General features: G+C 32.1%; 16 protein-coding genes. 9 read left to right on the top strand and 7 right to left on the bottom strand.

What is annotated here, in order from left to right; translation table 11 throughout:
- Nucleotide 1: 1 nt before the first annotated feature.
- The 3 genes from porW to HYN56_RS05350 all read right to left on the bottom strand — a co-directional run bounded on the left by porW (nt 2) and on the right by HYN56_RS05350 (nt 4,926).
- Nucleotides 2-2,620 carry a type IX secretion system periplasmic lipoprotein PorW/SprE gene (porW, locus tag HYN56_RS05360; protein WP_109191240.1) on the bottom strand — a complete coding sequence of 873 codons (2,619 nt, stop codon included), beginning with the start codon at nt 2,618-2,620 and terminating at the stop codon, nt 2-4.
- Nucleotides 2,621-2,708: 88 nt separating this feature from the next.
- Nucleotides 2,709-3,404 carry an ABC transporter ATP-binding protein gene (locus tag HYN56_RS05355; RefSeq protein WP_109191239.1) on the bottom strand — a complete coding sequence of 232 codons (696 nt, stop codon included), beginning with the start codon at nt 3,402-3,404 and terminating at the stop codon, nt 2,709-2,711.
- Between the two features lie 61 nt (nt 3,405-3,465).
- Nucleotides 3,466-4,926, bottom strand: a complete 1,461-nt coding sequence (locus HYN56_RS05350; protein ID WP_109191238.1) for a DUF5687 family protein — start codon at nt 4,924-4,926, stop codon at nt 3,466-3,468.
- A 128-nt stretch (nt 4,927-5,054) separates the two neighbouring features.
- Here HYN56_RS05350 and HYN56_RS05345 point away from each other — a divergent pair, with 128 nt between their 5' ends.
- The 3 genes from HYN56_RS05345 to HYN56_RS05335 all read left to right on the top strand — a co-directional run bounded on the left by HYN56_RS05345 (nt 5,055) and on the right by HYN56_RS05335 (nt 7,159).
- Nucleotides 5,055-6,107 carry a 2Fe-2S iron-sulfur cluster-binding protein gene (locus HYN56_RS05345; protein WP_109191237.1) on the top strand — a complete coding sequence of 351 codons (1,053 nt, stop codon included), beginning with the start codon at nt 5,055-5,057 and terminating at the stop codon, nt 6,105-6,107.
- Between the two features lie 164 nt (nt 6,108-6,271).
- Nucleotides 6,272-6,580: a hypothetical protein gene (locus HYN56_RS05340; protein ID WP_109191236.1), complete on the top strand. Its 309-nt coding sequence runs from the start codon at nt 6,272-6,274 to the stop codon at nt 6,578-6,580.
- A gap of 144 nt (nt 6,581-6,724) precedes the next feature.
- Nucleotides 6,725-7,159 carry a hypothetical protein gene (locus HYN56_RS05335; protein ID WP_109191235.1) on the top strand — a complete coding sequence of 145 codons (435 nt, stop codon included), beginning with the start codon at nt 6,725-6,727 and terminating at the stop codon, nt 7,157-7,159.
- Nucleotides 7,160-7,348: 189 nt separating this feature from the next.
- Here the strand turns inward: HYN56_RS05335 and HYN56_RS05330 are convergent, their stop codons facing one another.
- On the bottom strand, nt 7,349-8,380 hold the full coding sequence (locus HYN56_RS05330; RefSeq protein WP_109194730.1) for a glycosyltransferase family 9 protein: 1,032 nt from the start codon (nt 8,378-8,380) through the stop codon (nt 7,349-7,351).
- A gap of 43 nt (nt 8,381-8,423) precedes the next feature.
- Nucleotides 8,424-9,029: a DUF4254 domain-containing protein gene (locus HYN56_RS05325; RefSeq protein ID WP_109191234.1), complete on the bottom strand. Its 606-nt coding sequence runs from the start codon at nt 9,027-9,029 to the stop codon at nt 8,424-8,426.
- Nucleotides 9,030-9,140: 111 nt separating this feature from the next.
- Here HYN56_RS05325 and upp point away from each other — a divergent pair, with 111 nt between their 5' ends.
- Nucleotides 9,141-9,794, top strand: a complete 654-nt coding sequence (gene upp / locus HYN56_RS05320; RefSeq protein WP_109191233.1) for a uracil phosphoribosyltransferase — start codon at nt 9,141-9,143, stop codon at nt 9,792-9,794.
- On the opposite strand, the gene HYN56_RS05315 is transcribed toward upp, so the two are convergent.
- The gene (locus HYN56_RS05315; RefSeq protein WP_109191232.1) at nt 9,789-10,718 is read right to left on the bottom strand and encodes a DUF6427 family protein; all 930 of its coding nucleotides are present in this window, start codon (nt 10,716-10,718) and stop codon (nt 9,789-9,791) included. The two genes, upp and HYN56_RS05315, sit on opposite strands and share 6 nt — an antisense overlap.
- Before the next feature lie 141 nt (nt 10,719-10,859).
- Here HYN56_RS05315 and HYN56_RS05310 point away from each other — a divergent pair, with 141 nt between their 5' ends.
- Nucleotides 10,860-11,090, top strand: coding sequence for a DUF6341 family protein (locus HYN56_RS05310; protein WP_109191231.1), 231 nt, complete (start codon nt 10,860-10,862; stop codon nt 11,088-11,090).
- A 42-nt stretch (nt 11,091-11,132) separates the two neighbouring features.
- Here HYN56_RS05310 and purD read toward each other — a convergent pair whose 3' ends face one another.
- Nucleotides 11,133-12,407, bottom strand: a complete 1,275-nt coding sequence (purD, locus tag HYN56_RS05305; protein ID WP_109191230.1) for a phosphoribosylamine--glycine ligase — start codon at nt 12,405-12,407, stop codon at nt 11,133-11,135.
- 96 nt (nt 12,408-12,503) lie between these two features.
- On the opposite strand from purD, the gene HYN56_RS05300 reads away from it, so the two are divergent.
- The 4 genes from HYN56_RS05300 to HYN56_RS05285 are packed head-to-tail and all read left to right on the top strand — an operon-like array spanning nt 12,504 to nt 14,748.
- Nucleotides 12,504-12,785, top strand: coding sequence for a type II toxin-antitoxin system RelE/ParE family toxin (locus HYN56_RS05300; protein ID WP_109191229.1), 282 nt, complete (start codon nt 12,504-12,506; stop codon nt 12,783-12,785).
- An 11-nt stretch (nt 12,786-12,796) separates the two neighbouring features.
- On the top strand, nt 12,797-13,099 hold the full coding sequence (locus HYN56_RS05295; RefSeq protein WP_109191228.1) for a HigA family addiction module antitoxin: 303 nt from the start codon (nt 12,797-12,799) through the stop codon (nt 13,097-13,099).
- Entirely contained in the window at nt 13,099-14,415 is a 1,317-nt protein-coding gene (locus HYN56_RS05290) for a phenylacetate--CoA ligase family protein (protein WP_109191227.1), read from the top strand. Before HYN56_RS05295 ends, HYN56_RS05290 begins: the two co-directional genes overlap by 1 nt.
- A gap of 51 nt (nt 14,416-14,466) precedes the next feature.
- Nucleotides 14,467-14,748 (top strand): ORF6N domain-containing protein, encoded by a 282-nt coding sequence (locus HYN56_RS05285; protein WP_394336260.1) that lies wholly within the window; start codon nt 14,467-14,469, stop codon nt 14,746-14,748.
- The last annotated feature ends 29 nt before the right edge of the window (nt 14,749-14,777 follow it).

Genomic DNA, 14,777 nt, shown 5'->3' with positions numbered 1-14,777 from the left:
ATTATGGGGTTTTTGGGGTCAAATAGGCGTCCAGGTTCTTTTTAATTTGAACCACTTTATAATTATCTGTAGATATAATAATTGCAGGATGAGCAATTTTGTATTTTTTATCGTCTTTAAAAACTGTTGCAACATCTCTGGCATAAGCCTCAGATTTTAAACCATTAATAACTACAAAACTTTCAGTTAAATTGTATTTGTCGAAAGAAGTTGTTAATCGTTCAAAATTTTCAACCAATAAAAAGACTCTAATCGCTTCTTCGATTTGCTTAACCGTTTTGGTGTCTTTATTTGAAACTGCATATAAAATTTTCCAACTTTTGTTGTCAGCAGTTGTAAAGTTTAACCTTTCCAGAACCGGAATTTGTTTCTCCAGAATTTCTCGGGCACTTTTACCTTCTTCACTGTTCGGATAATTATCTGCAACATTTTCCATTCCTTTTTTATAGGCTTCTAAACCATTTACTTTCCCTAAAGTATTGGCTTTTAATAATTCGTACTTCGAAACAATATCTTCTCCTGAATATTGATTAATCAGATTGTCAATATTGGCCAGGACTTCTTCGAATTTTTCTTCTTCAAAAAGTTTATACCACCTTTTATATTCAGCATCCGGACTGGAATTTGGATCGTCTGATTTATTGTTTAATATCTGAGCATATCTTGAAGTTGGATACTTGGATGAAATTTCAGCTTTTATTGCCTCTGCTTTTTGCGGATCTGTAATTTGATAAATTTTATACAAATTATACATTGATGGCAATACCAGTTTTTCTTCCGGATTATTACGTAACAATTGTTCAAGTTTATCACTTGCCAATTTATACTCTTTAAATTTCTCCTTATATATAAGTCCTAACTGATAGTAAGCAAAATTGCGTTCTTTACCAATACTGTCCATCGCAACTTCTGAAGTTGGAAGCTGTTTGGTATAAAATGCAACGGTATATTTTTCCGGTACAATAGTATCTTTTGATACATTAGCAATTTCTTTATCAGCAATAGTATCATTCATTGCCAAGTCATTAGCCGATTTTATTCCTGCCAATCTCCAGTTTCCGCCCAATGTTCTGCTACCCCACATTTTTTTGAATTGGAGTTTTCCGTAAGCAACTGTTGTAGGATTATAAAAATAAAATGTACTTGCTGACTCATTCATTCCCATTGGCATTCCAATTCCTGCTCCTTCCAGTTCAGCCGGTTTTCCTAAAGAATTGGGATTTACCGCCCCATTTCCCGGATTTTCTGCTCTGGAATTTAAGTCGATATTAGCCAATCGTTCTTTCTCTTTTTCTTCTAAGAGACGTTTCGCTTCATCTTTCTTTTTCAGCTCGGCAATATAATTTTCGAAGTAAATCTTTTTATCATTTGCCGGTAAATTGTACACTTTAATAATACTGTCATTACGTTTTGCAACTGCTTCGTATTTAATGACATTATCCAGATTTTTTCTATTTTTTTCTATAAAAGCATATTCTCTGGTTTTGGGATCCAGTTTTACGAGTGTACTGTCATAATATTTCGCCGCCATCGAATAATCTGTATTTTTAAAATACATGTTTCCAATGTTACGATATGCCGATGCCATTAAATAAGGATCTTTGGATTTTCTTCCTAAAGATTTATTGTAAAACTTCAAGGCATTTTCCTGATCTTTCTTTTTATCATAAAAAACCCCCATCTCATAAAAAAGAAAATCGTAATACGGTCGGTTTTCACGATCTGTAACTAGCTTATTGAATGTTTTTAAAAAGATGGTATCGTTGTCATTTTCATAATCATACAATTGCGCTCTTTTTGCGTAAGCATGCATCATATATTTACGATCGGCTTTTCTGTTTAAATCAATTACACCATCATAAAAATAAATTGCACTATCTCGTTTTTCTTCTTCCTGATACATTTGTCCCAAAATAAAACGATATCTTGCGCGTTCCTCATTTTTTCGGGTAAACTGTTCTGCTATTCTTAGTCTGGAAACAGCACTGTCTTTCTGTTCTAAATTCAAGAATGCTTCAGCCAAAAGCGCATTTGCATCGGCAAAAGTCTGTTTGTCTAAATCTGTTTTTTTTAGTAAAAGTTTAATGTTTTTAAGCGCAATTGCGTCATTACCTAAACGCATATTGGTTTTTTCACGCCAGATTTTTGCCGTATAAATATTATTGCTTTCCGGATATTTGTACAAAATATAATTGAATGCCTCAATTGCGGGAATAAAGCGCTGATCATAATATCTTGCTTTCCCCAACATAAGATAGGCTTCATCAATCTGCCAGTTTCTCTCTCTTCCTCCAATATTCATGGAGTGTTTCTGAATAGCTTTGGTTGCTTTCGTTTCTGCTTTTTCGAAATCGGGATTTTTGGCTTTTTCTCCTTCAGAAAAATTTTCATCAAACTGCATTTTCTCTATTGGCAGGATTTTCCAAAAATTGTCTTCATTGTTGGCCTGAATAGACTGAAGTCCTTTTTCTAAACCAATTCCCCCATTGTACAAAATATTATACTTGGTTCCGATAGAGTGCGAACTTCTGGCCAAAAATGTATTTTTTTTGGTAGAACAAGCTATCAAAACAAATAAAAAAACGAAAGTAAAACTATATTTAAGAGTATTCTTTTTCAATAGAAAAGAGTTTAAAACGATAACTGCTAAAAATCAATTTTAGTATATTGACTTGTAAAAATACGCTTCTTTTTGTAATGACAGAAATTTAAACTGCAAAAAACAATTCCAGTTCTTGCAGGGTTTCATTTGAGGTTTGTATATCCTTTACGATTTGCCCTTTATTAAGTGCCACTATTCGGTCACAAACTTCCACCGTATGTTGCAAATCATGGCTTGAAACCAAAACGGTCACATTTGGATTGTCTGCCAGATCTTTAATTATTTTTTTTAATCGGCTAACGGTTGTTGGATCTAAATTGGCAAATGGTTCGTCTAAAATAACAACTTCAGGATTTCCAATTAACGTGGCAATAATTCCAACTTTTTTCTGATTTCCTTTTGATAAATCTCTAAGATACTTTTTGTTCTTTAAAATTTCTCCATTAAAAAATTCTTCATGTTGTGCCAACAAAGCATCAACATCGGCTTTGTTTTGATTTCTAAGATCTCCGATAAAATAGAAATATTCTTCCGGTGTTAAATAGCCAATCAGAAAACTTTCATCCAGAAATGAACCTGTAAAAGATTTCCAGTTTTCACTCGTATTTACCTGAATGTCATTACTTTTTATATATCCTGTTGATGGCTGAATAAGATCCAAAAGCAGACTGAAAAAAGTTGTTTTCCCTGCTCCGTTATTCCCCACTAATCCGAAACTTTGCCCTTTTGGAATTTCAAGACTTTCGATATTTAAGACTGTTGTTCCGTTATATATTTTTGTAAGTTGATTTACTTGTATCATGGTAATTTTAGATTTTAAATTGTTGATTCTAGATTAATTATCAAATTGACTCATCATCTAATTAATTCTTTTGTTTATAAGCACTTATCGTACTGTATTTTTCCATTTTGTATCTTTTTTCAATTAATGAAAAAACCTTTTCTTTGAATATAAATCCAAGAACTCCGGCTCCGGCAACCAAAGCCAGTCCGATTGGTTTGCTCCCAAAATGAAGTCCAAGCCAATACAGTAAAAGAGGTAAAACTATTTTTGGTAAAGAAAGAAGCATTGCATTTACATTAAACGCTTTTTTATCTCCAAATGCCCCTCCTGCATTACTCAAATCAATTGGGGTTTTGGTAAATGCACCACCTAAAAGTACCAGGTGCGAGTTCACCCCAATATTATAAATTGCTCCGACTACAATGGTCAAATAAACCTCCCATCCGTAAAAAAGATAAAATGACGCCAGAATTGTAGAGGCAAAAGTAGCAATAACTATGAGCCACCATTTTGAAGTGATGTAACCTCGATACGGAACATTCTGTGTCATTAACAACTGATAATAAGAACTATCCCAGCTTGGTACAAACTGACCAAAAACAAACAGAAACCCTCCTGAAACAAATATTCCTGCAAAAATGTGCATTACCGCAGGCTGGTATGAGTTACTAAAAAACAGAAGTCCGTAGAATAAAAAGAGAACACTCATAAAAATGGTTGTTTTTGATCTCTTATTTCTTTTAATCAGTTTGATGTCATTTTTAAGAAAGGTTCCCAAAGTTCCAAACTGATTCAGCCAGGAAAGATTTTCTGTAGAAGCAATATCGTGTTTTACAGAAAGTCCGGCATCCAGATAAAGATTCTTTTTAAAATACTTAAATGTAAAAACATACAATCCTGCTAATATTACAATTGGTATTAAAAAGACTCCATCGATATCATAAAAGCTCTGAAAAAATGGTGTTGTAAATAATGTAATATCAAATAGTTTGTAATAATGGGCTCCTGCTAAAGCTACAATTAGCACAGCAAAAACAACAAATAGTTTATCGATGTTACTTAAAATGATATTCAGAAAATTATTGATGTAGATAATCGCCATAACTCCTAAATGCCAAAAAACGATCTCAACAACATCATACCCGTTTAAAATTAATACAACCGAAAACGGAATAAAAAACAAGGCATGTACCCAATTGAAAAAAGATAAAACTGTTTTTCCTAAAGAAAAATGAACAATTGTAGGCTTTTTGAAAGGCAGAACTAACAGCGGTTTAATATTTAAAACCGGAATTGACTGCAATAACAATCTGATTATCAAATCAAAAAGAAAATAATAAATCAGAAATTTATTGACCGTTACCAGTGGTTCCAGTTTCATATCCTTAAGAACATAAAATGCTCCAACTCCCATCCCAATAAAAATCAGAGAAAAATAGATCATAAAGAAACCTATTATAATTTTCATTGTCAGGTTTTTACCAAAAGATGCTGATCTAATGAACGCCTTCCATTCGAGGTAAATAAACTTCTTAATCATGGTTTATGGTTTTAGTATTTTTGTAGTAAGAGACCAAATGTAGGAAAACGTTACAAAAAAAGTTAAAAAAAATAATTTAGTACTAAAGATTTAATAGTGGTTTGCTACTTTTGCAGAAAAATTAGATCATGCCTTCATTCTTAAAACTTATAATTAAAGAGGTTAAACGCGAAACTGCAGATGCTGTTTCTATACTTTTTAATGTTCCTGAAGAACTAAAATCGGACTATAAATTTATAGCTGGTCAATATATTAATTTAAAATTAACTCTTGATAATCAGGAAATCAGACGTGCTTATTCTATTTGTTCTGCTCCGGATAGCGGCGAATTAAGAATTGCTGTAAAAGCGGTAAAAAATGGGCTTTTTTCTCATTTTGCCAACACAAAACTAAAAGCCGGAGATGTTTTGGAAGTAGGTCAGCCGGAAGGTAAATTTACTTTTGAACCAGATGCCGAAAGACAAAGAAACTATGCGGCTTTTGTTGCAGGAAGCGGGATTACGCCTGTTCTTTCTATCATAAAATCGGTCTTAAAAAATGAGCCAAAAAGTTCATTTGTATTGGTTTACGGAAACAAAACTCCTGAAAACACCATCTTTCATCAGGAACTTCATGATTTACAACTACAATATGTAGGCAGATTTTTTGTACACTATGTATTTAGTCAGGCAAAAGCTGAAAATGCTTTATTTGGCAGAATTGAAAAATCGGCAGTGAATTTTGTTTTAAACAACAAACACAAAGAATTACAGTTTGATAAATTCTATTTGTGTGGACCTGAAGAAATGATCAACACTGTTTCTGATATTTTGAAAGAGAAAAATGTAAAAGAATCAGCTATTAAATTTGAACTTTTCACTTCTTCTTCTGAAGAACACGCAATTCAGGGGTCTCAGGAAGGTCATACTAAAATTACGGTTTTAGTAGATGATGAAGAAACTACTTTTGAAATGTCTAAAAAACAGACGATTCTGGATGCTGCACTAAAACAAGGCGTTGATGCTCCATATTCTTGTCAGGGCGGTATTTGCAGCAGCTGTTTAGGACGTGTGACTACCGGAACTGCCGAAATGACGAAAAACTCTATTTTAACCGATAGTGAAATTGCTGAAGGTTTAATTTTAACTTGTCAGGCACATCCAACATCAGATACTATTTATGTAGATTACGACGACGTTTAGTCTGTAAAATTCCAATATTATAAATTCCAAATTCCAACTTTACAATTGGAGTTTGGATTTTTTTTTACTTAAAATATTACCCCGAATAACACTAATTTTCGCTAATTTACTTTTTTTAAGAAATTTTGGAATTTGGAATTTAAAAAATTGAAAATTAATTATTTATGAAATTGGTACGAGAAATTTTTAGAAATAAAGAATATCTTCTGGATGAACCGGAAGTTATAAAGCTTATTGATTATTGTGAAGAGCTACAGGATGAAATTGTTGAATTTAAATTCCAAAAGACTGACAATAAAGAACTTGCATTGCTTGACATGATTAAGGAAGTAATTAAAGGATGCGATGCCATAGAAAGGGAACAAATGGAACATGAACGCTATGGTTATGATGCACCCAATTATCAGGAAACCATTTCAAATTTAAAAAGATACATTTATAGCCGCTGTCGCGATGAAAAAATTTGGCTGTGATTGAAATAAAAGCAAAATTTAATCAAAATATTGCCAAATTTTTATTATATTAGGGGTATAATTATGGCAATCGCAATCTCATGACTTTATGCAGTATTGTAGAGCTAAATCAAATTTGTCAAAACATTTAAAACATTAAATATCATGACAGCTCACGTACATCACTTTCATCTATCTCTACTCGTTATGTTAATTATATCTGCCTCGCTATGTGTTCTGGCAGTTATTATAAAAATGAAAAACAAAAAAGGTCCCAAGTTGCTCGAAAGAGAAAAATACAACTCAACTAGGACCGAAAATATGGTAGAAGTAAAAAAAACAGATTCAAATATTTTTAATATTTGGCCTTATGTAAGTAAACTAAAATCTGCTAAAGTTTTATCCAAAAAAATTAAAGACAACGACTTAATTTATAAAATTTACAGAGATTCTTCAGAAAAATTCGAACACATTCTATTGTCAACCGAAGACAAAAATAACTTTGTCACCATTATAGTAAACAAAAAAAGAAAAAAAACAATAGGTTATTCTTTCCTTGATTCTAATGAAAGATATGATTTAAGTAAAAATATTGCTTAAAACTTATTTTATCAGCAAAGAACCCAGCGGGGTAAAATATTTATAGAATTTCAATAAGACAAATGAAAAAAAGCTCCAGCGGAGCGACATGTTTGTTAATATGTCGCTCCGCTGGAGCTTTAAATTGTAACAATTTATCCTTTGCTATAAATATTTCGCTTCTCCGAAGCTTGAAAAAAAACTGTGCTTTTAGCTTATATTTTTTAATCTTTTATGAAAGTTGCTTACAACCTTGTCAACAACCTGTTGCGGTAAAATTGTTCTCATAGCATTCTTATAACCTTCAACAACTTTATTGCCATAAACTGATGTTGGCAATTTTGGATATTGATTTCGGTCTGAAGTCAAAGCATTTTCTAAACTTTGATTAAAAGGTAAAAAACCAGCATACGGATGCGTAGCTCCCCAAAGTGTCACTACTTTTACTCCAAGCATCGCTGCAATATGAGCATTTCCGGAATCCATAGAAAGCATCACATCAAGATTGCTAATTAACTGTAATTCCTGTTGAAACTTAATTTTTCCAGCCATATTGATTACATTATCAAAAGGCTGTGCAAGCGAATCTAAAATTTCAATTTCCTTTTTTCCTCCGCCAAAAAGTAAAATTTTGTACGTAGAATTTTCAGCCAATTTTGCAATCACTTCCTGCATTAAATCCAAAGGATAAACCTTAGAATCGTATTGTGCAAAAGGTGCAATTCCAATTAATTTTTGATTTTGATTTCCTGTAATTTCCAGAATATCAGAACTTAAAATTGCTTTTTGAGGAAAAACCGGATTTGTTAGATCTAACGGAAAACCTATTTGTTCAAACACTTTGGCGTGTCTTTCGAACATTGTTGGCAATTGTCTGAAAATCTTATTCTCGGCCCTTGTCAATTCTTTTTTTCCTTCTCTTCCTTTATCAACAGTTGCTCTTTTTTTTCCGCTTAAAGCGAAAAGTAAACTCACAACTTTAGATCGTAAAACATTATGAAGATCTGCAAAAGCATCAATCTTCAGTTTTTTTACATCACTAAATAATCGTAAAAGTCCCGGAAATCCTTTGTGTCTTTCTTTTTCATCAAAAGCAAAAAATTCCAGATTTGGAATTCCCTCAAAAAAAGGTTTGAAAAAAGGACGGGAAATTACAGTAAGCTTTACTGTTGGATACTGTTTTACAAAGGCGCGTAAAACAGGAACCGTCATGGCGACATCTCCCATTGCGGATAGTCTCATGACGGCTATATGTTTAATTTTGTTGCTGGACAACTCTGCCAAATTATTTCTTATTTTGATATAAAACCGGGTTCAATTCATCGTCGTTGTACATTTTCATTTGTTTGTACACTTTCATGAATTTATCTCCGTTTTCGATATCTGTCAATAGTTCTTCGATTGCTGTAGATAAATCTGTTCTTTGTTCTAAAAGGATATTTAGTTTTTCCTGACATTTATCTCTGTGTTCTTGTGAAGCTTCAGCACGCGTAGCTTCTTCGTGCATGTGATAAATTTTTAAAGCCAAAATAGACAATCTGTCAAATGCCCAAGCCGGACTTTCAGAGTTAATCTTTGCTCCGTCTTTTACTTTTACATCACTGTATTTTTGTAAAAAGTAGCTGTCGATATATTCCACCATATCAGTACGTTCCTGATTAGATGCATCAATTCTTCTTTTTAAAGTCAAAGCCGCAACAGGGTCAATCTGCGGATCACGAATAATATCTTCAAAATGCCATTGAACGGTATCAATCCAATTTTTAAGATATAATAAATGTTCGAACTTATCTTTTGGATAAGGATTATTGATCGGCTGGTCTACATTATCAAACTGGTGATAATCTTTGATACTTTGCTCGAAAACAGAATATGCTAATTTTGAAAACATGTCTTTATTTTTTTAGTGATACAAAGATACTTTTTATACTTTTATGCTGCGAATAAAAGCTATTATTTTTCGTTTTCTCTTTTTTATCCGTTAATAAATTAAAAAATCATCATGAAAATTCACTATATATCTGAAAACAATAGCGTTTTAAATCATTTCTTAGGACAAATTAGAAATGTAAATGTACAGAACGACAGCATGCGTTTTCGCAGGAATATTGAACGCATTGGTGAAATTATGGCGTATGAATTAAGCAAAATTCTACCTTACAAAAATGTTGAAATTCAGACCCCACTGGGCATTAAAAAAACCACTCAAATAGATACTGATTTAGTTTTGTGTCCCATTTTAAGAGCAGGTTTACCATTGCATAACGGTTTTTTAAATTATTTTGATCATGCAGAAAACAGTTTTGTTTCGGCTTGCAGACATCATCCAAACGGTGGCGACGATTTTGAGATTTTAGTAGAATATCAAGCCATTTCAGATTTAAACAATAAAACCGTTTTACTTCTTGATCCTATGCTGGCAACCGGACAATCTATTGTTGCTGTTCATAAAAAACTATTGGAAAACGCAGCTCCAGCAGAATTTCATATTGTGGTAGTTATTGCAGCTCCGGAAGGAATTGCTCATTTAGAAAAGGAACTTCCGGATAATTGTCATTTATGGGTTGCCTCTTTAGATGAAAAACTAAATGAGAAAAACTACATTGTTCCTGGTTTGGGAGATGCCGGCGATCTTGCTTACGGAAGCAAATTATAATTGTGAAAAGAAAGTAAATAAACTACACACAATCAATACATAATATACAATTTCGTTGTTCAGCTTTTGTTGCATGTATTCTACATGGCTTGTTGCCATTATTGTCAATGGTGCAATACTGAACAATAGTAAATCATTACTTTTATTTGGTGAAATAATGTAAACCAAAGCAGCAATAAAAAAATAGGCTACAACTTTTTTGTATGAAGAATGTACAATCTGTGGCCTGTTTGATAATGTCATCAACATTGACGTTACAAAAAACAAGGCTACAGCAGTATAAATGGAAAGTGCTCCGTTTTCATAATTATTCTTGAAATAATCAATTCTAAAATCAACAACGGCTCTTTCCTGAAAAAATGCTACAGCATCGATATTCAAAATTAAAGACGTCATGTAAAATAATATTGCTACTGCTAAAAGAGCAATAAAAGGCAAAACCCAGTTTCTGTAATCTCTGGAAACATGAAAAACTATCGATATAAAAACCAAAACTAAAAAAAGTACACTCCAAAATTGAAATAAAGAAGCTACAAAAATCCAAAATGAAGCATCGAATATTTTTTCTTTAGATGCTTTAAGCGATTGAAGCGAAATCAATCTTCGAACTGCCAATAAAATAAAGAAGTTCGCATAAATAACATTTGGATTGTTAAATAAGGTTGGGAAAAACAAAAGAAACAATAAATAAAAAAATATCGCGTAACCGTTGTCTTTACTGAGTCCGTTCTTTTTTACAATAAAATTAATCATAAAAAAAGAAGCCAAAATAAAGCATAACAAACTCACTTTTTGAAAAGCCAAAAAATAAGATGTAACCCAACTTGGGTCTTTAATTTGGAACATAAAAAAGAAAACCAGTATTAAAATTACAACCAATGAATAATTTAATGGCGTAGATTTTTTAAAAACACTTGTTATCATAAGGATATTTTATACTTTTGTGATTGTAAAGATAGTACTTGTTTAAAATGAAAAACCGAACAAGTTGAAAAAAGATTCAATTAATTGAATTTTATCTTCCAGGCATTACACAACAATAAATAACATATAATTTTTAAAATTATGAAAGCTTTTTTTGAAGGAATTCAATACCTATTCGTTAACATTTTGTTTGCTCCTCTTGACTTTTTACGTCATTTAGAATTAAAAACATGGTTTGGTGCAAACACTATTAACTGGATTTTCATGATCATCTGTGCATGCGCAATCGCTTACTGGATTAAACAATTACGTATTTTTGATGATGCCGGAACAGAAAACCAAGATACAACGGCTCACTCATTTTTAAAATAAAAACCAAACCCTTAATTAATTTAAGGGCTGGTCAATTATTTTTTAAATAAGATCGAAACCGATATCTTTTCTAAAATACATCTTATCAAAGCTTAGTTTATCTATGTTTTGATAAGATTTTTTTACGGCCTCCTGGAAATTATCTCCGTAAGATGTTATAGCAATTACACGTCCTCCATTAGTAACAACATTTCCGTTATCTAATTTTGTTCCTGCATGGAAAACTATAGAATCTTCAATATTTTCTAATCCGGAAATAACTTTTCCTTTTTCGAAATCTTCAGGATATCCGCCAGAAACTACCATAACTGTCGTAGCACTTCTTGGATCAACTTCCAAATTGAAATCTCCTAATTTCTGATCTGCAACAGACAAGAACAATTCAACTAAATCAGATTTTAATCTCGGAACTACAACTTCAGTTTCAGGATCTCCCATTCTTACATTGTATTCAATAACGATTGGTTCTCCTTTTACATTAATCAAACCGATAAATACAAAACCTTTATATTCGATTCCGTCTTTTTGGAAACCTTCGATTGTTGGTTTTACGATACGAGTTTCAATTTTTTCCATTAAAACGGCATCTACATAAGGAACTGGAGAAACTGCTCCCATTCCGCCTGTGTTTAAACCTGTATCTCCTTCTCCAATTCGCTTGTAATCTTTTGCAGTTGGAAGGATTTTATAGCTTTTTCCGTCTGTTAAAACGAAACAACTCAATTCGATTCCGTCCAAGAATTCTTCAATAACAACTTTTGCACTTGCTGTTCCAAATTTAGCATGAACCAGCATGTTTCTTAATTCAGTTTTTGCTTCGTCAAGATCCTGAATAATCAAAACTCCTTTTCCAGCCGCTAATCCGTCTGCTTTTAAAACGTAAGGAGGTTGTAAAGTTTCTAAAAACTCGCATCCTTTTTCAACTGTTTCGGCAGTAAAACTATCATAAGCTGCAGTTGGAATGTTATGTTTCATCAGGAATTCTTTTGCAAATTCTTTACTTCCTTCTAATTGCGCACCTAATTGAGATGGTCCGATAACCGGAATATGTTTTAAACTTTCGTCGTTTTTAAAATAATCGTAAATACCTTTTACCAACGGATCTTCGGGCCCTACGACTACTAAGCTTATATTTTCTTTAAGTACTAATGCTTTTACTGCTTCAAAATCTGTCGCAGAAATTGCAACGTTTTCAGCAATTGCTGCAGTTCCTGCGTTTCCAGGTACTACAAAAAGTTTTTCGCAAAGCGGACTCTGTGTCATTTTCCATGCAAATGCATGCTCTCTTCCGCCTGATCCCAATAATAAAATTGTCATGGTGTTGTTGTATTTAGTTGTGGTGCAAAAATAGTCGCTTTTAACCGTATATAATAATTTTTTTTACTTACTTTTGACGTTAGTAATGCAAAAGGTATGATAATCTCATTTGGATCGAAAGAAACTGAAAAAATTTGGAATGGTATTGTGGTTAAAAAACCTTCAATTGAGATTCAACAAATTGGAAGAAGAAAACTCAGAATGCTGAACAATTCTCAAAATATCAACGATTTAAAAATTCCACCTTCCAATCGTTTAGAAAAACTAAGTGGAAACTTAAAAGATTTTTACAGCATTAGGATCAACAATCAATGGAGAATAATTTTTGCTTGGGAAAATGGGAATGCTTCCAATGTTGAAATTATTGATTATCACTAAAACGAATTGAAATGGAAAAATTAAAAAATATACATCCCGGCGAAATTTTATCAGAAGAATTTTTAATTCCTCTAAATATTACACCTTATCGTTTATCTAAAGATTTAAAAATTCCGCAGACAAGAATTTCTGAAATTATTAAAGGGAACCGCAGAATAACTGCTGATACTGCTTTGCGATTAAGCAAGTATTTTGGGAATTCTGCTAAATTTTGGCTCGGACTTCAAGACGATTTCGATATTGAAGAAGAAGAATCGAATAAAAGTCAGGAACTTAAATCAATTAAACGTTACGACTTAAAAGAAGCTGTTTAATGATTCGTCTTTTTGATTTTTCGCTTCAATTAAATGGTTTTCCAATGAAGAAAGCCAGCTCTGAATTGCAAAAAAGAATTGACGTTTCAGAAGAAAAGTATAGTGAATTTATTGAGCTTAGAAAAAAAGAAATTGTTGATTTTCATTTAAAAAACAACTCTTTTTACAAAGCTTTAGCCAAAGTGGATTCTTATAAAAATTGGTCTGATTTGCCTATTTTAACTAAACGAAATCTGCAAATACCTTTAAATAAAAGATTATCAGATACATTTACCTCTAAAAATGTTTACATAAACAAAACTTCCGGCTCTAGTGGCGATCCAATGGTTTTTGCAAAAGACAAATTTTCTCATGCTGTAACCTGGGCCGATTATAAACGCCTTTTTTCTTTGCATGAAATAGACTTCAACTATTCTTTTCAGGCACGATTTTATGGAATGCCTTTGACTTTTTTAGCTAACAAAAAATTACGATTCAAGGATTTCTTGAGCCGTCGATACCGTTTCAACATCTTTGACCTGTCTGACAAAGGATTGGAAAAAATTACAAATCAATTTCAAAAAAAGAAATTTGATTACATAAATGGCTATACAAGTAATATTGTTTTGCTGGCAAAATATTTACAGCAAAAAAATAAAATTCTTGTTGAAATTTGTCCTTCGTTAAAAGTTTGTGTTGTAACGTCTGAAATGTTATTTGAAGAGGATAAAATCTTATTAGAAAGACAATTAGGAGTTCCTGTTGTTAATGAATATGGTTCATCAGAAATAGGTATTATCGCTTTCGAAAATCCTGACGGGGAGTGGATGGTAAACTCTGAAACTCTTTTTGTTGAAATTTTAGACGAAAATAATCTGCCCGTTCCCCATGGAAATGAAGGAAGAATTGTAGTTACTAGTTTAGATAATAAAGCACACCCTTTTATTAGATATGAAGTTGGTGATTACGGAATTTTAGATGAAAAAAGTACTTTAAAAAAACCTATTCTGAAAAAGTTAATCGGCAGAACCAGCGATGTTGCTGTTTTACCAAGTGGTAAAAAATCTCCGGGAATGACTTTTTATTCTATTACAAAAAAGCTTTTTGAAGGTGAAGGAAATATAAAAGAGTTTATAATTAAACAGATTGAAATAGATCTTTTTGAAATAGAATATACTAGTGAAAAAGAGCTTTCTTCTACTGAAATAAAAAATATAGAAAAAGAGTTCTCAAACTATCTTGAACCCAATTTAAAGTACATCTTTATTAGAAAAGAAAAACTGGAGAGAGGCAAAAGTGGTAAACTGAAACAATTTATTTCACTAGTGAAAAAATAAACAAAATCTTACATTTGTTTTTCTAATTAAAAACTTCTGGAAGATCAATCTTTGCTTTCTGAAGAAACAATTTCTAATAAAATATATTTTATCCATAGTCAAAACGTGATGCTAGATAGTGATTTAGCTTCACTATATAGAGTAGAAACAAAAGTTCTAAAACAATCTGTTAAACGAAATATTTCAAGATTTCCAGAAGATTTTATGTTTCAGTTATCGCAAAATGAATTTAATAACTTGAGGTCACAAATTGTGACCTCAAGTTTACGTTTAACTTTTACAACAAGATTTGAAAAAAAATTGGAGGTCGCAAATTGCGACCTTGAAACTTGAAGTCGCAATTTGCGACATCAAGTTGAGTT

It is taken from the genome of Flavobacterium crocinum, from assembly GCF_003122385.1.
In the GTDB taxonomy this organism is placed as follows: Bacteria; Bacteroidota; Bacteroidia; order Flavobacteriales; family Flavobacteriaceae; genus Flavobacterium; species Flavobacterium crocinum.
The sequence above is the reverse complement of the archived record's forward strand: the minus strand, read 5'-3'. Positions and strand labels throughout refer to the sequence as shown.